Origin of the sequence: Peribacillus sp. NPDC097264 (assembly GCF_050277925.1) — a bacterium.
Classification (GTDB): domain Bacteria; phylum Bacillota; class Bacilli; order Bacillales; family DSM-1321; genus Peribacillus.
Genome location: NZ_JBNNSR010000002.1, coordinates 100,872 through 118,233, shown reverse-complemented (window position 1 = coordinate 118,233; position 17,362 = coordinate 100,872). Strand labels below are relative to the sequence as shown.

The window sequence follows — 17,362 nt, the reverse complement described above, 5'->3', positions numbered from 1 at the left end:
ACGTAAAGATTGAAAGGTGTAGGTAGTATGATTAAGGAATTTAGGGAGTTTATTGCTAAAGGCAACGTACTGGACCTTGCGATTGCAGTAGTGATGGGTGCGGCTTTTGGAAAAATCGTGTCGTCACTAGTTGAAAATATTATCATGCCGATTGTTGGGATTTTACTAGGGGGAATCAATCTTTCTTCACTGTCCATAACGGTGGGAAAAGCGGTCATTCAATATGGGTCATTTATTCAGGCCGTGATTGATTTCTTGATTATTTCGTTTGCTATTTTCATATTCATGAAGTTGGCAAACTCTATTTTTAGGAAAAAAGAGCAAGAAGAGGTAGTGGTGGAAGCACCAGCAACTGAACAATATTTAAAGGATATCCGTGACCTTTTGCAAAAAAATGTACGCGAGGATGACAGGAGATGAACCTCCTCATTTTCTGAGCATGGTCCTTGTATATAACTACTAGAATGATAAAAGAGCATGTCTGGAACAGTTTGGTTCCAGACATGTTCTTTTATTTATGTATAAAGAAATTTTTTAAATAGTACTATGGAATTATTCAAAGGTAAAGGTCGGCTTAAATCAGGAGGGATAAAAAGAAGTAACGGACAGCTCATACCAAGAAATTTTAAGAAAACGTGGTTATTTAGGAATTAAACCTTCAGGAAAAAATGCCTATTAAACTGGGTGGTATTTACCATATTTCATAATTTTTAGATGTTAGGTAATCTAACAAGTATATTGTGTAATTGAAAAACTAATGATACAATTTAGAAAATTCCGAAATACGAAACCGACATTCCGAATTTCGGGACAATGTTGAATACTTTACAAACTATTAATCGATGAGAAGAGTAAAAGAATGATCGTTGAAATGGAGGAATACTCATGCATACAGTTGATTTGAATTGTGATTTAGGAGAAAGCTTTGGAGCTTATCGAATGGGAAATGATGAAGAAATTTTAAATTATGTTACTTCAGTGAATGTTGCGTGCGGTTTTCACGCTGGGGATCCAACTGTTATGAGAAAAACAGTTCAGTTAGCTTTGGAAAAGGGTGTAAAAATCGGTGCCCATCCTGGTTTGCAAGATTTAATGGGATTTGGGCGACGGAATATTCATATTTCCCCCCAGGAAGCTTATGATATGGTGGTGTATCAGATAGGTGCATTAAATGGTTTCTTGCAATCTGAAGGAGGCCGGATGCAGCATGTCAAACCGCATGGGGCACTTTATAATATGGCGGCTCAAAACAAAGATTTGTCCCTTGCCATTGCAGAAGCCGTATATAAAATTAACCCACAACTTATATTATTCGGTTTGTCGGGGAGTGAATTGATACGTGCTGGTCAATCTATTGGTTTACAGACCGCTAGTGAAGTGTTTGCCGATCGTACGTATCAGAAAGATGGCTCATTGACATCTCGAAGGGAAAAGAATGCATTGATTGAAAGTGATGATGAAGCCGTAGCCCAAGTCATTACCATGGTTAAGGAAGGAAAGGTGCTGTCCCAGCAAGGAACGCAAGTGGAAATTAAGGCAGATACGATTTGTATACATGGAGATGGAACTCACGCACTAAGCTTTGCAAGTCATGTTAAAAAATCGCTAGAATTATCTGAAATTACAGTCAGTTCATTCGCTTAATATCAAACATCTAGGAGGTAGATTCTATTGGAGCCAATCAAAAATACATCGGTACATAAAATTTCAAATAAGCCAAAGACCAATAAGACTTTATTGTTGGGTGCAGCATTCCTTATGGCAACGTCAGCTATTGGACCAGGATTTTTAATGCAAACAACGGTTTATACTCAAAGTCTGGCAGCAAGTTTTGGATTCGTCATTCTTATTTCTGTTATTCTCGATATTTTTGCTCAAACTAATGTGTGGCGAATTATTGCTGTATCTGAAAAAAGAGGACAAGAGATTGCTAACATGGTTCTTCCTGGGCTAGGTTACGTTTTAGCGGCTCTCATCGTTCTGGGAGGTCTTGCATTTAATATAGGGAATATCGCTGGAGCTGGACTAGGTTTAAACGCGATGACAGGGATGTCTCCAACAACTGGAGCAGCCATTAGCGCAGTCATTGCTGTTTTGATTTTTGTGGTGAAAGAAGCAGGAAAAGCCATGGACCGATTTACACAGATTGCTGGCTTTGTAATGATCTGTTTGATGGTTTACGTAGCATGGACAACCTCTCCTCCAGTTGGGGAAGCGGTAGTGAAGACATTCGCTCCCGATAAGATAGATATCATTGCAATCGTTACGTTAGTTGGGGGATCTGTGGGCGGTTATATTACATTTGCAGGTGGACATCGTCTATTAGATGCGGGAGTCAAAGGTGTCGGGGCCCTTCCAGAAGTTACGAAAAGTTCCGTCGTAGGCATTTTAATAACCACGGTTATGAGAATTGCTCTATTTCTAGCTGTCTTGGGTGTTGTATCACAAGGCTTACAAATTGATTCGGAAAACCCCGCAGCATCCGTATTTCAACTTGCCGCTGGAAATGCTGGCTATAAAATTTTTGGTGTTGTTATGTGGGGAGCTGCCATAACATCAGTAGTAGGTGCTGCTTATACTTCTGTATCATTTATCAGAACATTCAGCCAGAAGATAGAGAAAAAAGCGAATTGGATCATTATTGGCTTTATTCTTCTTTCCACCATTTGCTTTTTGTTAATAGGTAAACCGGTTAAAGTACTCCTTGTGGTAGGGGCAATTAACGGCCTCATTTTACCAATCGCCCTTGGAACGCTATTAATCGCCGCTTATAGGAAGAATATTGTAGGTGACTATAAACATCCATTGTGGCTAACGATTTCCGGTGTATTCGTTGTCATCGTTATGGCATTAATGGGTGGGTATACATTAATCACCCAACTACCTTCACTATTTTAATAGTATTCAATTGATGAGCCCATTTAAAAATCCAAATTACATAGGAGATGTCTAATATGATTGATTTTTCCCAAGCGAGCCCTGAAGAGTTACGCTCCATGATCCGTAATAATGAATGGACGAAACCGACTGCAGGGATGGCAAATGGGTATGCGCAAGCAAACCTAGCTATCTTGAAAAAGGAGCACGCATTCGATTTTTTGTTATTCTGTCAACGTAATCCTAAGTCTTGTCCTTTACTGGATGTAACTGAAATTGGTTCACCTATACCTAAGTTCGCTGCTCAGGCTGGCGATATCCGGACAGATATCCCTAAGTATCACATCTATAAATATGGTGAGTGGGTAGAAGAAGTGACGGATATTTCAGATTATTGGGAAGATGATATGGTGGGATTCCTGATTGGTTGCAGCTTCACCTTCGAACATGCCTTGTTGAACAATGATATTTCGATTCGTCATATTGAAGAAGACTGCAATGTTCCTATGTATAAAACGAATATTCCTTGTATAGAAGCTGGCATTTTCCATGGGGAAATGGTAGTAAGCATGCGCCCGATTCCTCAAAAAGATGTCGTTCGAGCTGCTCAAGTCACCTCACGATTTCCTGCCGTGCATGGTGGACCAATCCATATCGGAAACCCAGAGGCGATTGGCATCTCCTCCATTGATCAACCGGATTTTGGTGATGCAGTGACCATTCATGAAGGGGAAGTTCCGGTGTTCTGGGCATGTGGCGTGACGCCTCAATCCATCGCGATGGAAACAAAACCAGCCATTATGATTACACATGCACCAGGACATATGTTCATAACGGATATCCGGGATGAAAAGTTGGGCGTTTTATAATAAAAGGAAAGAGATGAGTTCTATGCCGGAAAAGCTTTCAAGTAAAACAAATGTCGTACTATCTCCATTAGGCGATTCCGCAATCGTGATTACTTTTGGAAATGAAATGAATGGTACCATTCATAAAAAAATAAAAATCTTCAAGGACATGCTTGAAGAAAAACCATTTATTGGTTTCATAGAATGTGTACCGGCTTTTACTAACTTGACGGTCTATTACGATGCGTTGATGATCTATAACGAGCAAAAGCAAAAAAGTAAAGAGTCCTGCATTTCCCCATATGAAGTCGTTCAGACAATCATCGAAACAAAATTGCAGCGGGTGAATAATGATAAAGCCCTGGACCAACGAACGATTAGCCTGCCTGTTTGTTATGGGGGGGAATTTGGACCGGATCTGGAGCATGTTGCTCGCTTCAATCATTTAACTACAGATGAAGTCATTCATATCCATTCCAGTGGTGAATACTTTGTGTATATGATTGGTTTTGCACCAGGTTTCCCCTTTTTGGGTGGACTTTCAGAAAAAATCGCGACGCCTAGAAGGCGGTCACCTAGAATGAACATACCAAAAGGTGCCGTTGGAATTGCAGGAATGCAAACGGGTGTATATCCCATTTCAACTCCTGGAGGATGGCAACTAATTGGCCAAACACCATCTACACTATTTCTACCTAATGAATCACCGCCGAGCTTATTACAAGCAGGAGATAAGGTGAAATTCATTCCCATTTCTTCTGTGGAGTATAAAGAAATTGCTCGTAAGGAGGAGTTAAAATGAGTATGCGTGTCTTGAAACCAGGATTGTTGACAAGCATCCAGGACCTAGGAAGGAAAGGCTTTCAGCAGCACGGAGTGATCGTAAGCGGAGCCATGGATCCTTACTCTCTTCGCATTGCCAATATGTTGGTTGGCAATGAAGAAGGGGAAGCCGTCCTCGAAATCACCTTATTGGGACCGACTCTTAAAATAGAAAAAGATTGTTTACTTGCCATGACGGGCGGCAATTTATCACCGACCATTAATGGGGAAGCCGTACCGATGTGGAGACCTATTTTTGTGAAAAAAGGAGCGGTTCTTGCATTCTCGGGATGCCGATCAGGCTGTCGCGCATATTTGTCTGTTGCGGGTGGATACTCCATTCCCTCCATCATGAATAGTAAAAGTACCTATTTAAGGGCAGGAATGGGGGGATATAAGGGAAGGGCCTTACAAGTGGATGATGTGATAGATTTTAATGAAGCTTCTCCTCGTCCTGCGAAATATGGGTTAAACGTATTCTCTACAGTTAAATGGTTTGTTGACGAGAAGGATTTTATGCCCGACAGTAAGCCGGTTATCCGAGTTACCAATGGAACCCAATACGAATTTTTTACGGAGTCCAGTAAAGTTCAATTCGAACAAGAGTTATTTAAAGTATCCAACCAGTCTGACAGAATGGGGTATCGGATATCAGGCCCTTTGCTTGAATTAAAAGAAAAGCGGGAGCTGTTGTCAGAGGCGGTAACGAATGGTTCCATTCAAGTTCCGCCGGATGGCAACCCTATCATCTTACTAGCCGATAGCCAAACCACCGGGGGATACCCCAAAATTGCTCAAGTCATTACGGCTGATATCCCATTCATCGGACAAGTTAAACCAGGGGATTCCATTCAGTTTGCCAGGGTTACTTTAAGAGATGCGGAACAGTCATACCTTCAAAAGGAACAACTTCTAAAAGAATTGAAGATTTCGATTGCATGGGCTCTGAAGGAATTCATACTATATGGTTAAATCATTAGCATTAAACTAGGGAAAGGCAATTTCCATAAACGTCTTCCTTAAGACATTCTTTCGGGAATGGGGCTCTCTTATTTTTTTCCATGATTTGTAATGAAATATAGGAGAGGTGAACAAAGCACTTCCAATAAATAATGGATACATAAAATAAGAATGGGGACATTGTATGCAAGCTCATAATAAAACGGTAGTCAAATCCATGCAAATTCTTACTCTTTTCCTGAATCATCCCAAACTGTCATTTAACGAAATGATGGATTATTCCAACCTACCCAAAACCTCCTTGCATCGTATGGTCGTGTCATTAGAAGAAATGGGATTTTTAACAAAAGATGATGATGGCTATTATTCATTAGGCCTTATTTTCTTACAGCTTGGTCAACTAGTAAGTGAACGTTTGGATATTAGGAAAATCGCCTACCCCATTATGAAAGAACTTCGGGATGACGTTGAAGAGGCTGTGAATCTCATTATCAGGGATGCAGACCAAGCGATGTATATCGAAAAAGTTGATACGAAGCAGCCTGTACGCCTATATACCTCCATTGGTAGGCGCTCACCACTTTATGCAGGGGATTCTAGAATCATCCTTGCCTATTTACCTGAAGAAGATCGGGAATCGTATATAGAAAAGGTAGAATTAAAGTCAATGGCCATAGGAACGATCAATGATAAAACAATCCTTCGTCAGGCTTTGGATGAGGCGAAGAAAAACGGGTATACGATCACTTCTTCTGAACTTGAAAATTATACAAAATCCGTTAGTGCACCCATACTTAATGGGGATAATCAAATTGTCGCCGGTATTAGTGTAGCGGGTATCGAAGCACGATTTAAAGAAGATCGTTTACCCGAATTAATTGAAAAAGTAACGAATGCTGCTAAACGGATCTCTTGGAAATTGGGATGTAAAACTTCATAGTTTCATGTAGCCAAGACCTTGAGTAGGGGGAATAGAGGATGAAATCACTCTCTCGGCCAGTTACAGCGATAGGCATTGCTTTCGTTGTGATCATATGGGGACTATGTTGGCCGGTCTATAAAGTGGCACTCGATTATTCACCGCCACTGCTTTATGCGGGAATGCGTACATTTTTAGGCGGACTGTTATTAGCCTTAGCTCTTCTTCCTCAATGGAAGAAGATTCAGTGGAAGAGAAATTGGTACATCTACGTAATCGTTGCATTTTTCAATACAATCATATTCAATGGTGTCCAGACGATTGGCCTTCAATATTTAGCTTCGGGCTTGTTTTCGGTCATCGTTTATCTTCAGCCGGTTTTAGTCGTGTTAATAGCATGGAAATGGTTGAAAGAATCACTATCCGCCATTAAAATCATGGGGTTGATGATTGGTTTTACGGGAGTGGTGCTTGTATGTCTGGATGGAATTTCCGGTGAAATCTCTTATGTTGGTATTATACTAGCACTTATTACTGCAACTGGATGGGCATTCGGTGTGGTCTATGTAAAGAAGACCAGTACGCAAGTGCATGGACTTTGGCTGGTGGCGCTGCAAAGCATCATTGGTGGCCTGTTTCTGACAGGCAGTGGTTTGGCAGTAGAAAATGCATCGTATATTGAGTGGAATTCAACGTACCTATTCTGTTTGATTTTTGGATCCATCTTTAGTATGGCATTAGCTACTGCAGTGTATTTCAAGTTAATGAGTTCTGGCGAAGCAAGCAAAGTCGGATCTTTTACATTTCTTGTTCCTTTAATAGCAGTAGGGATAGGGACAATATTCTTAGGTGAACCATTTACTATATCCCTCCTTGAAGGCATGGTCCTCATCTTACTTAGCATCTATTTAATTAATCGAAAGGGCGCATCGAAAGTTGTAAAAGTAAAAGGCAAAAATGTGGTGTAACAACATTTCTGCCTCTTACTTTTGTGTTAGGGGACTCGTTAATGTAGGTGTAAAGGGATTTATGGTATCCACCTCGGTTACCCTATTTCATCTAAAAAAACAAAATATAAATTGATTTTACCTATTGTAAAAATATACCTTTTATTTTATGGTTAGTTTAGATAAAAGAAATGATTCATAGGGAAAACCATAAATGTTCAGATGTGGGCATGATGAAGAAGAGTTGTATTCTGGTTCCAATACAATGTAAACGCTTTCTTAATAAAGACTATACGTGTGAGAAACCCTGATCTTTATCCCAGCCTATGGATGAGTTTCTATAGTGAAAGAGATTTTACCGGATAAAGTGATAGCAAAGGCATTTGTCAGAAATGCCTACCATAGTATAGAAGGAGCGCGTATATTATTTTTTCCTGACTACATGTTTATCTTGACTGACTGGGTTATATATTACGCCTAGAAGGAAAAAGCACCGAGAGAATCGCTTGCTACCAAATCATTACAGGGGGTGCAGGTATGAAGCTTTCAGAATTACTTGATGAGAACATTCGAGATTTCGGTGAGTATCCTTTAATATTCTCCGGAGGCAAACAATATACAAATATAGAAACAATGAACTATGCCAATCTGTTGGCCAATGGTTTGCAAAATCATGGAGTGGATGCCGGGGAAAGGGTAATCGTCATTATGCCGAATTCCCCGGAGGTGTTATTTGCCTATCAGGGAATCACAAGGGCGGGAGCTGTGATTGTACCTGTCATGTATACTTTACATCCAAAGGAAATCGCTTTTATTGCCGATAATTGCGGAGCCAAGTTGATAATTACCTCTTCTTTACTTCTTGATAAGATAGCACAGGCGATCGAGTTAATGGATGTGCATCCATCCGTACTTGTAGTTGATGCACCTACTTCCGAACAAGCCTATAATTTCTATGATTATCTGTCTCCATCACTTGATTGTGATACGAAGCTGATTGAAGTGATGCCTGAGGATACGGCTGTCATCCTTTACACGTCAGGGACAACCGGGAATCCTAAAGGAGTCAAGCTAACTCATAGAAACCTATGTTCCAATGCAGAAAACTCAGTAAAACACTCTAATGTAGAACGTGGAACGACACTTGGAATTCTTCCGCTTGCACATGTGTTTGGGCTTACCATTTCTCATACATGCTACATAGTGGGAAGTTCCATTGTGGTATTCGAACGCTTCGAACCGAAAGAAGTATTGGCAGCGATCGAAACCCATAAAGTAAGAGCGTTTTCTGTAGTCCCTGCCATGATTCATGCTTTGGTAGCTTTCCCAAACGCCGATAAATATGACACAAGCAGTTTGGAATCGGTCAGCTCTGGATCTGCACCATTGCCTATAGCATTACTGGATGCATTTGAACAAAAATTCGGTGCTAAGGTGTATGAAGGATACGGATTATCTGAAGCGGCTCCCATCGTCACGGCACATACTAAAGACCGTCCGATTAAACCAGGATCTGTGGGGATTCCAATACCAGGGGTAACCATAAAGATTGTGAATGAAGAGAACGAAGAAGTTCCAAGAGGAGAAATCGGTGAATTGCTTGTCAATGGAGATAATGTGACACCTGGCTATTTCCGGAATGATGAAGAAACCGATCGTACTGTAAAAGAAGGCTGGTTATATACCGGTGATCTCGGACGCTTGGATGATGAAGGGTATCTATACATTGTCGATAGAAAAAAAGATCTTATCATTCGGGGCGGATTCAACATTTATTCAAGGGATGTGGAAGAAATCCTTAGTAAGCATTCAGGCATTTCTGAAGTTGCAGTTGTTGGTGTACCGGACGAGAGAATGGGTGAGGAATTAGTTGCCTGTGTCGTGAAAGATTCGTCCTCGTGCGTATTGGAAGAAGAATTGATTCTCTATTGTCAGGACAACCTTGCCAAACATAAAACGCCAAAGAGAATCATATTTTTAGATAGTTTGCCACGAAATGGCGTAGGAAAGATTTTAAAGACCCATTTAAGAAAAATGGTGAATGTGGCGGATTTAACAGGTTCTAAAAAAGGATGAGTTCCAATTTTGAGAGGGGGTTTCAATGATGAGAAAAACCATTACCGCAACTTCAAGAGGATTAATGATCGATTCATTTCCATATCGCCTATATCAAAAAGCCAAAAAGGTGGGAACATGGAATCCCGCTGCCATTGATTATACAAAGGATGCTGAGGACTGGAAGATTTTATCGATAGGACAAAAAAATAGCATCCTTCGACTACTGTCACAATTTCAGGCTGGAGAAGAAGCCGTTACCCTCGATTTATTACCGCTCATCATGGCAATAGCAAAAGATGGACGGATTGAAGAGGAGATGTATCTGACCACTTTCCTATTTGAAGAAGCGAAACATACAGAATTCTTCAGGACGGTTTTGGATGCTATAGGTGAAAAAGGTGAATTGAACCCTATGTTAACTGACACATACAAGCAAGTTTTCCATGTTATATTACCCTCTGCCATGGAGCGTCTGATTACAGATCAGTCACCAGAGGCGGTTGCCGATGCAGCCACTGTATATAATATGTTTGTCGAAGGGGTTCTTGCTGAAACTGGTTACTTCTCTTTCTATAAGTCTCTGGAATCATCGAAATTGATGCCTGGTTTACTTGAGGGGGTCGGTAACTTGAAAAGAGACGAATCACGCCATATAGGGTATGGAACATTTCTGTTGCAACGATTGATTTGCGAACATCCCCATATATATGATGATGTCGTCATGAAACGAATGGAAGAGCTCACTCCTTTGGCATTCAAGATTATAGATGAAGGGTTTCAAGAACCTGACCTGGAAGCCTTCGATAATGAGCCCGATGAATTCGTGAATTTTGCCATGAAGCAGCTAAAAGTCAGAATGGAAATTTTGTCACGGGCGAGAGGGAAGAAAATCGAAGACATTTACAAAACGACCGAAAGTGATGTTGGTGTTTATTGAGGGTGAATCAAACCAGTGCTATGTTGTAGTCCAAATGTTAAGGGTCGATATGGGACTAAAGAAAGCTCAACCATTTCAATCAATGGCTGGGCTTTTTCTCGTGCATAGCGATCCAAACTTTACTTGTGATTGCAGACTAAAAAAACACTTATTCCATTTATTTATAGGATTTTCGCTAGCACGGGCCCACACATGCTCTTTATATAATGAATACATTACAAAGAACTAACAAATTAATAGAGACGACCGTTAAGATAATAATGAATGGGATCATCCACCATGAATAGAGGAAATGGATATACACCGATGTATGTACACCATCAATAAGGAGTACTTAATTTTATGAAGATCTTACTAATTTCTTCAGGTTATAAAGGGATATACCCATATATTGAACAAGCAATAGAGAAAGCGTTTATGTTTTACGGCCACACTATTTATAAAATGAAACCAGTATATGAACAAGGAATAATGGAAAAAGTCATCGATTATAAACCTGATTTAATCCTAACGCTTGTGGGTTTTAGGATAGAGAAGACATTGATGGAGTGCCTCAAAAAAAGCGGCTCACCTTTATGTATTTGGATGACGGAGGATCCTTTTTATATGGATAAGACCATTGAAATTGTTAAGGATTATCACTATGTGTTTACGATAGATTTAGGAGCCTTGGAGTTTTATAGAAGGATGTTCCCCAATAAAAAAGTTCATCATCTCCCATTAGGAACAGATCCTTCCCTGTATAAGCCTCCTGATTCCCCTGTCCAGTATTCATATGACGTTTGCATCGTTGGGTATCCATATCCAGAGAGAATAGAATTAGCAAATAATATCCTGAATAAAACCCGATTTAGCCTGGTTCTTGTGGGAAACAGGTGGAAAACACATATTAGAAACGAGCTCAGCGAAAGATTAACCGTCATCAATAGATGGGTAGTCCCCGAGACTGTAAGAAGCCTATTTAATCGTTCGAAAATCATTTTGAACCCTCATCGCGCCTTCGATTTTGAAAAAAATTCAAATACACTTCGAATTGAAAATAAAAGCATAAATAATAGGACCTTCGATATCGCATCTTGCGGCGGGTTTCAACTAATATCCAATCAGCTTGACTTAAAAAGGCACTTTCGCTCCGAGGAAATCGTTTCATACACGGACCATACTAATTGTGTGGAATTGATTGATTACTATATCAATAACGAGAGTGAAAGAAATCAATATAGCAAGAATGCTTATGAAAGGGTGCTGAATTGTCATACCTTTCTCCATAGAATTCAGTACATCCTTGAGCAAATAATTTAAGTTAAAGGGCGGAAGCGAATGTTTACTTTAAAAGATAAAACAATCCTGATAACGGGTGGTACCGGTTCATTCGGGAGAAGGTTCGTGAGTAAGGTTTTGGAGATGGATGTTAAGAAAGTCATTATATTCAGTAGGGATGAATTAAAGCAATATGAAATGGCTCAGGAATATACAGATCCAAGAATTCGTTTTTTTATAGGGGACGTAAGAGATAAAGAGAGGTTGTTTCGGGCATTTGATGGTGTCGATGTGGTAATACATGCAGCTGCTTTAAAACATGTGGGTATTTGTGAATATAACCCCTTTGAAGCTATTAAGACAAATATCCATGGTGCCCAAAATATTATTGAGACTGCCATTGATAGAGGAGTAGAGAGGGTAATCGCCTTAAGTACTGATAAAGCAGCTAGTCCTGTCAACCTTTATGGAGCGACAAAATTGGCCTCTGATAAACTATTTGTTGCGGCAAATTCGTATGCCGGAAACAAGAAGACCCGTTTTAGTGTGGTTCGTTATGGGAATGTCGTGGGAAGTCGGGGAAGCGTTGTTCCATTTTTCAAAAAAATCAGATCGACAGGTATATTGCCGATTACAGACGAGCGAATGACACGCTTTTGGATTACATTGACGCAAGGTGTACAGTTTGTTCTTGATAACCTCAAAAGAATGAAGGGTGGAGAAATATTTGTACCAAAGATCCCAAGTATGAAAGTCACGGATTTAGCAAAAGCGATTGCACCAGAATGCGAAGTCGAAATTAAAGGGATTCGCCCTGGTGAAAAGTTACATGAAGCTATGATTACGGAAGATGATGCCCGGAGGACGTTGGAATTCGACACATATTATATTATCCAACCTGAATTTCCATGGTGGGATGCGCGATCATCGAAAGGTGGAAAACCAGTGGCGGAAGGCTTTAGTTATGTAAGCAATACAAATGACCATTGGCTATCTGTCGAAGAGTTGAAAGAGCTAGTACAAGAGTAGAGGCCGTTAATCAGCTAGCGGAAGGAGGAGGGAAAATGGATGGATAGACCAATAAGAGAAACGTTTCTTCCTTACGGTCGTCAATGGATTGATGAGGATGATATCAATTCAGTCATTCAAGTTTTAAAAGGAGATTATCTGACGACAGGTCCTTATATTTCCAAATTTGAAACGGAATTAGCAAACTATGTTGGATCAAAGTATGCTGTCACATTCTCTAATGGAACTGCTGCATTACATGGCGCATGCTTTGCAGCCGGTATTGGGGAAGGAGACGAAGTCATTACGACACCCATGACATTTGCAGCCAGTGCAAACTGTATATTATATCAAGGTGGATTGCCTGTATTTGCTGATATTGATGAAGAAACATACAATGTTGATCCAAATGAAATCGAAAAGAAAATAACTGAAAAAACAAAAGCGATTATCCCTGTTCACTTTACGGGGAATCCCGCACCATTGGATGAAATATACGCTATCGCTAAAAAACATGGTTTAGTTATTATTGAAGATGCAGCGCATGCACTCGGAGCAACTTATAAACAGAAAAAAATAGGATCGATTAGTGACATGACCATGTTTAGCTTTCATCCTGTCAAACATATTACTTCCGGTGAAGGCGGTATCATTACGACGAACGATAAAGGGTATTATGAAAAGCTATTACAATTTCGCTCACATGGGATCACTCGTGATCCCAATAAGATGATTGATGATCATGGCCCTTGGTATTATGAGATGCAATTTCTCGGTTTTAACTATCGTATGACCGATATTCAAGCAGCCCTTGCATCCAGTCAATTAAAGAAAGTAGATAAATTTTTGGAGTTACGGAATAAATATGTCACGATGTACAATGATGAACTAAAAAAAATAAAGGCGATCACTATCCCTCATCAAAATAAAGAGGCTAGTTCAAGTTGGCATTTGTACATGATCCGTCTACATTTAGATCAACTAACGGGAAATAGAAAAGAGGCTTACAGTGCACTTCAACAAGAAAATATCGGAGTGAATGTGCATTATATCCCTGTCTATTTGTTACCTTATTATCAAGGGCTGGGTTATAAACAAGGACTATGTCCACATGCTGAAAAGTTGTACGAGGAAGTCATTACCCTGCCCCTTTTCCCTGCGATGACAGAACAAGACGTAGCGGATGTCATCGATGCTGTGAAAAAAGTGATAAACCGTTATTCTAACTGAGAAGGTGAGCTTTTTGAAAGTAGTAGCGGTTATTCAAGCAAGAATGGGATCAACAAGGTTACCAGGAAAAGTGATGAGGAAGGTTCAAGGGAAACCTTTGCTGGAATATCAGGTGGAAAGAGTTAAACAGTCTAAATTCATAAATAAGATTGTGGTTGCAACAACCATCAAGGAATCAGATCAGCCAATTGTAGATCTTTTTGAAAGACTTTCAGTAGCCTATTTTCGAGGTTCCGAAGATGATGTATTGTCGAGATTTTTTGAAGCGGCCACTAAGCATCATGCTAAAATTGTAATCCGGCTTACGGCTGATTGCCCTTTAAATGACCACCATAAGGTTGACAAAGTCTTAGCAGAATACTTTCTTAATGCCGAGGAATATGATTATGCTTCAAATACGCTGGAAAGAACATACCCTCGTGGTTTCGATGTGGAAGTTTTCTCAATGGAGACACTGGAGAAGGCATATAAAGAAGCAAATGGTTCCGCTTACCGGGAGCATGTAACCCCCTATATCTATTACCATCCTGAATTGTTTAACCTGGCTTCCATTCATTATCATACCGATTTAAGTTCTTTCCGCTTAACAGTCGATACGGAGGATGATCTAGTGTTAATTACCAAATTACTTCATCATCTGCAAAAAAAAGAAGACTTTACCCTTGAAGATATTATGGGCCTGTTACAGGAACATCCCGATTGGGCATCCCTTAATTCACATATTGAACAATTGAAAGTTTCAATGATAAAAATAGGCAATACGGAAACAGATGATCAATGATGCAGGCATATATCCGGGTTGACAGTTCTTTAGAGATTGGAACAGGTCATGTAATGAGATGTTTAACACTTGCAGATAACTTACGTAAACGGGGGGTCACGGTCCGTTTTATCTGTAGGGAACATGATGGACATTCAGCTGATTTAATCGAAGAAAATGGATTTGAAGTTTTTCTGCTTCCCATTTGTCATGTAAATGGAACTATTCAAAATCAAAAGCAATATTCGAATTGGCTAGGTGCTCCTTTGGTAATGGATGTTTCCCAAACAAAGGAAATCTTAAAGAAAGAACGAGCTGATTTATTAATAATCGATCATTATGCTATAGATGAACAATGGGAACGTAATTTTAGGGATGTTTCGAAAAAAATCATAGTCATTGATGATTTAGAGGATCGAAAACATGATTGTGATCTATTGATCGATCAAAATTTTCACGAGGACTCTAAACGGCGTTATCAAACTCTAGTACCCTCGCATTGTAAAAAATTTCTAGGACCGAGTTACGCTTTATTGAGAGAAGAATTCCATGAGCAATGGAAAAAGCAAAAAATACGTGAAGGCTCCTTGAGAAGGATCTTGATTTTCTTTGGAGGAATAGACCAAACCAATGAAACTGGAAGGGCCATAGAATCTTTTTTAAATCTAGGACGGGACGATATCCAGGTGGACGTGGTGGCTGGGAAATCTAATCCTCATATAAAAGAGCTGCAAACGATTTGCCAACAGTATAATAATTTACATGTTTATTGTCAGATTTCTAATATTGCCGAATTGATGGGTCAGGCGGATCTTTCCATCGGGGCTGGTGGTTCGACAACCTGGGAGCGGTGTTACCTAAGTTTACCATCAATAGTATGGAGCGTTGCTGAAAATCAGGTTGAGATTTGCAAAGGGCTAGGAAGAAAGAAAATCATCAAATATTTAGGTGAGAAGGAAACAATAGAGACGAATTTTATAACAGAGCAGTTGGCTGACATGATAAGTAATGAAACGGAGAGACATACAATGTCACAATTGTCGTATCATTTTATGAAAGATGTTTTGCCAAGACAACAAATGATGATAGAAGAATTAATAAGATTGGATGATTGATATGGGCTATAGATTAAGAGCATTCTCAAAAGAAGACCAGGAAATCATTTTCAACTGGAGAAATTTGCAACATATCCGGATGAATATGTATGATGATCAACTAATCCCCTATGAAGAGCATTGTCGATGGTTTGAATATGTACTGAAAGAACAAATACATTATTACCGCCTTTTTTTATATCACGATAAACCTTTGGGTCTCATCTCATTTAAGAATTACAGTTTAGAAAAACAATCGTGTGACTGGGGATTTTATATTGGTGAAAGTCATGCACCAAAAGGAGCCGGTACGATAATGGGATATTTGGGGTTAGAATATGCTTTTCATCATTTAGGTATGAAAAAAATTTTTGGTGAAGTTTTATCTTTTAATGATAAAAGTAAAAGCTTTCATCGAAAGTTAGGATTTAAGCACGAGGGCCTTTCGAAGAATAAACTAATTCGAGATGGTAGGTCCATCGAGGTAAATAATTTTTCCATACTCAAAGAAGGATGGGATAAACATAAAGGAACATTGAAATCTGAATTTTATAGTAGAGGCGTGATTGTATGAAAGATATCAACATTCAAGGAAGAATGATTGGACCGAGTCATCCTCCTTTTATAATAGCCGAGATGTCAGGTAATCATAATCATTCTTTGGACCGAGCTTTGGAAATAGTCGAAGCCGCAGCAAAAGCCGGCGCGCATGCACTAAAAATACAGACCTATACGGCAGACACGATGACATTGAATATTGATAACGAAGAATTTAATATTGAAGATAAAAGTAGTTTATGGAATAAGAAAAACCTGTATAAACTTTATCAACAAGCTTATACACCTTGGGAGTGGCATGAGACAATTTTCAAAAGGTGTAGAGAATTAGGACTCATCCCCTTTAGCACGCCATTTGATCAAACTGCAGTGGACTTTCTTGAAGACTTAAATATCCCCATGTATAAAATTGCCTCATTCGAGAACAATGATATCCCTCTTATAAAAAAGGTGGCTTCAACTGGGAAACCCTTGATCATCTCTACAGGCATGGCAACGCTTGCAGAATTAGATGAAACGGTCCGTGCGGTTAGAGATGCAGGCTGTAAAGACCTGATCCTTTTAAAATGTACGAGTACTTATCCATCTACCCCTACAAATACAAATATATCGACGATTCCCCACATGAAAGGTCTTTTCGGATGTCAGGTTGGATTATCCGATCATACGCTAGGTATCGGTGTTTCAGTTGCAAGTGTTGCGATGGGAGCGACTGTTATTGAAAAACATTTCACTACATCGCGAGCTGATGGTGGTGTAGATGCGGCATTCTCTATGGAGCCGGAAGAAATGAAAGCTTTAGTAGTGGAGACGAATAGAGCTTGGCAATCTTTGGGCAGGGTGAGTTATGGTCCGACTGAAGAGGAAAAAAAATCCATGAAATTTAGACGATCCATCTATATTGTCAAAGATGTAAAAGCCGGAGAAGTTTTGACTAAGGATAATATAAGAGTCATAAGGCCGGGGTACGGGTTAGCCCCTAAATATTATGAGAACTTGTTGGGAAAAAAAGCAGCCCAGGAATTGAAAGCAGGATCCCCACTGAATTGGGATAGTGTATAGAATCTTTGTTGACTGTCATTCA

The 17,362-nt window shown here is 39.7% G+C and carries 17 protein-coding genes; all 17 read left to right on the top strand.

The window, feature by feature from the left end:
• Nucleotides 1–27: 27 nt before the first annotated feature.
• The 17 genes from mscL (at nucleotide 28) to pseI (ending at nucleotide 17,340) form a co-directional block, all read left to right on the top strand.
• On the top strand, nucleotides 28–420 hold the full coding sequence (mscL, locus tag ACQKL0_RS03225) for a large conductance mechanosensitive channel protein MscL (RefSeq protein ID WP_427686242.1): 393 nt from the start codon (nucleotides 28–30) through the stop codon (nucleotides 418–420).
• A gap of 465 nt (nucleotides 421–885) precedes the next feature.
• Complete coding sequence (gene pxpA / locus ACQKL0_RS03220; RefSeq protein WP_427686240.1) at nucleotides 886–1,644, top strand: 5-oxoprolinase subunit PxpA; 759 nt, start codon at nucleotides 886–888, stop codon at nucleotides 1,642–1,644.
• Between the two features lie 114 nt (nucleotides 1,645–1,758).
• Nucleotides 1,759–2,898 carry an NRAMP family divalent metal transporter gene (locus ACQKL0_RS03215; protein WP_427686522.1) on the top strand — a complete coding sequence of 380 codons (1,140 nt, stop codon included), beginning with the start codon at nucleotides 1,759–1,761 and terminating at the stop codon, nucleotides 2,896–2,898.
• Between the two features lie 56 nt (nucleotides 2,899–2,954).
• Nucleotides 2,955–3,746 carry a putative hydro-lyase gene (locus tag ACQKL0_RS03210; protein WP_427686238.1) on the top strand — a complete coding sequence of 264 codons (792 nt, stop codon included), beginning with the start codon at nucleotides 2,955–2,957 and terminating at the stop codon, nucleotides 3,744–3,746.
• A gap of 22 nt (nucleotides 3,747–3,768) precedes the next feature.
• Entirely contained in the window at nucleotides 3,769–4,527 is a 759-nt protein-coding gene (gene pxpB, locus ACQKL0_RS03205; RefSeq protein ID WP_427686236.1) for a 5-oxoprolinase subunit PxpB, read from the top strand.
• On the top strand, nucleotides 4,524–5,519 hold the full coding sequence (locus ACQKL0_RS03200) for a biotin-dependent carboxyltransferase family protein (protein ID WP_427686234.1): 996 nt from the start codon (nucleotides 4,524–4,526) through the stop codon (nucleotides 5,517–5,519). The genes pxpB and ACQKL0_RS03200 overlap by 4 nt, the downstream gene beginning before the upstream one ends.
• A 172-nt stretch (nucleotides 5,520–5,691) precedes the next feature.
• The gene (locus ACQKL0_RS03195; protein ID WP_427686232.1) at nucleotides 5,692–6,447 is read left to right on the top strand and encodes an IclR family transcriptional regulator; all 756 of its coding nucleotides are present in this window, start codon (nucleotides 5,692–5,694) and stop codon (nucleotides 6,445–6,447) included.
• A gap of 38 nt (nucleotides 6,448–6,485) precedes the next feature.
• A complete protein-coding gene (locus tag ACQKL0_RS03190; RefSeq protein ID WP_427686230.1) occupies nucleotides 6,486–7,394 on the top strand; it encodes a DMT family transporter in 909 nt (302 codons plus the stop codon).
• A 516-nt stretch (nucleotides 7,395–7,910) separates the two neighbouring features.
• Nucleotides 7,911–9,449, top strand: a complete 1,539-nt coding sequence (locus ACQKL0_RS03185) for a class I adenylate-forming enzyme family protein (protein WP_427686228.1) — start codon at nucleotides 7,911–7,913, stop codon at nucleotides 9,447–9,449.
• Between the two features lie 28 nt (nucleotides 9,450–9,477).
• On the top strand, nucleotides 9,478–10,368 hold the full coding sequence (locus ACQKL0_RS03180) for a R2-like ligand-binding oxidase (protein WP_427686226.1): 891 nt from the start codon (nucleotides 9,478–9,480) through the stop codon (nucleotides 10,366–10,368).
• A 342-nt stretch (nucleotides 10,369–10,710) separates the two neighbouring features.
• Nucleotides 10,711–11,670, top strand: coding sequence for a CgeB family protein (locus ACQKL0_RS03175; RefSeq protein WP_427686224.1), 960 nt, complete (start codon nucleotides 10,711–10,713; stop codon nucleotides 11,668–11,670).
• 18 nt (nucleotides 11,671–11,688) lie between these two features.
• Entirely contained in the window at nucleotides 11,689–12,657 is a 969-nt protein-coding gene (pseB, locus tag ACQKL0_RS03170) for a UDP-N-acetylglucosamine 4,6-dehydratase (inverting) (RefSeq protein ID WP_427686222.1), read from the top strand.
• A 39-nt stretch (nucleotides 12,658–12,696) separates the two neighbouring features.
• Entirely contained in the window at nucleotides 12,697–13,866 is a 1,170-nt protein-coding gene (pseC, locus tag ACQKL0_RS03165; protein ID WP_427686220.1) for a UDP-4-amino-4,6-dideoxy-N-acetyl-beta-L-altrosamine transaminase, read from the top strand.
• A gap of 13 nt (nucleotides 13,867–13,879) precedes the next feature.
• A complete protein-coding gene (locus tag ACQKL0_RS03160; RefSeq protein WP_427686218.1) occupies nucleotides 13,880–14,647 on the top strand; it encodes a cytidylyltransferase domain-containing protein in 768 nt (255 codons plus the stop codon).
• A complete protein-coding gene (gene pseG / locus ACQKL0_RS03155; protein WP_427686216.1) occupies nucleotides 14,644–15,741 on the top strand; it encodes a UDP-2,4-diacetamido-2,4,6-trideoxy-beta-L-altropyranose hydrolase in 1,098 nt (365 codons plus the stop codon). The genes ACQKL0_RS03160 and pseG overlap by 4 nt, the downstream gene beginning before the upstream one ends.
• A gap of 1 nt (nucleotide 15,742) precedes the next feature.
• On the top strand, nucleotides 15,743–16,294 hold the full coding sequence (gene pseH / locus ACQKL0_RS03150) for a UDP-4-amino-4,6-dideoxy-N-acetyl-beta-L-altrosamine N-acetyltransferase (RefSeq protein WP_427686214.1): 552 nt from the start codon (nucleotides 15,743–15,745) through the stop codon (nucleotides 16,292–16,294).
• Nucleotides 16,291–17,340 carry a pseudaminic acid synthase gene (gene pseI, locus ACQKL0_RS03145; RefSeq protein ID WP_427686212.1) on the top strand — a complete coding sequence of 350 codons (1,050 nt, stop codon included), beginning with the start codon at nucleotides 16,291–16,293 and terminating at the stop codon, nucleotides 17,338–17,340. The genes pseH and pseI overlap by 4 nt, the downstream gene beginning before the upstream one ends.
• The last annotated feature ends 22 nt before the right edge of the window (nucleotides 17,341–17,362 follow it).

Bases quoted from the DNA above. Each gene is read 5' to 3' on its own strand.
- mscL (WP_427686242.1), top strand. From the start codon at position 28: ATGATTAAGGAATTTAGGGAGTTTATTGCTAAAGGCAACGTACTGGAC.
- pxpA (WP_427686240.1), top strand. From the start codon at position 886: ATGCATACAGTTGATTTGAATTGTGATTTAGGAGAAAGCTTTGGAGCT.
- ACQKL0_RS03215 (WP_427686522.1), top strand. From the start codon at position 1,759: ATGGCAACGTCAGCTATTGGACCAGGATTTTTAATGCAAACAACGGTT.
- ACQKL0_RS03210 (WP_427686238.1), top strand. From the start codon at position 2,955: ATGATTGATTTTTCCCAAGCGAGCCCTGAAGAGTTACGCTCCATGATC.
- pxpB (WP_427686236.1), top strand. From the start codon at position 3,769: ATGCCGGAAAAGCTTTCAAGTAAAACAAATGTCGTACTATCTCCATTA.
- ACQKL0_RS03200 (WP_427686234.1), top strand. From the start codon at position 4,524: ATGAGTATGCGTGTCTTGAAACCAGGATTGTTGACAAGCATCCAGGAC.
- ACQKL0_RS03195 (WP_427686232.1), top strand. From the start codon at position 5,692: ATGCAAGCTCATAATAAAACGGTAGTCAAATCCATGCAAATTCTTACT.
- ACQKL0_RS03190 (WP_427686230.1), top strand. From the start codon at position 6,486: ATGAAATCACTCTCTCGGCCAGTTACAGCGATAGGCATTGCTTTCGTT.
- ACQKL0_RS03185 (WP_427686228.1), top strand. From the start codon at position 7,911: ATGAAGCTTTCAGAATTACTTGATGAGAACATTCGAGATTTCGGTGAG.
- ACQKL0_RS03180 (WP_427686226.1), top strand. From the start codon at position 9,478: ATGAGAAAAACCATTACCGCAACTTCAAGAGGATTAATGATCGATTCA.
- ACQKL0_RS03175 (WP_427686224.1), top strand. From the start codon at position 10,711: ATGAAGATCTTACTAATTTCTTCAGGTTATAAAGGGATATACCCATAT.
- pseB (WP_427686222.1), top strand. From the start codon at position 11,689: ATGTTTACTTTAAAAGATAAAACAATCCTGATAACGGGTGGTACCGGT.
- pseC (WP_427686220.1), top strand. From the start codon at position 12,697: ATGGATAGACCAATAAGAGAAACGTTTCTTCCTTACGGTCGTCAATGG.
- pseG (WP_427686216.1), top strand. From the start codon at position 14,644: ATGATGCAGGCATATATCCGGGTTGACAGTTCTTTAGAGATTGGAACA.
- pseH (WP_427686214.1), top strand. From the start codon at position 15,743: ATGGGCTATAGATTAAGAGCATTCTCAAAAGAAGACCAGGAAATCATT.
- pseI (WP_427686212.1), top strand. From the start codon at position 16,291: ATGAAAGATATCAACATTCAAGGAAGAATGATTGGACCGAGTCATCCT.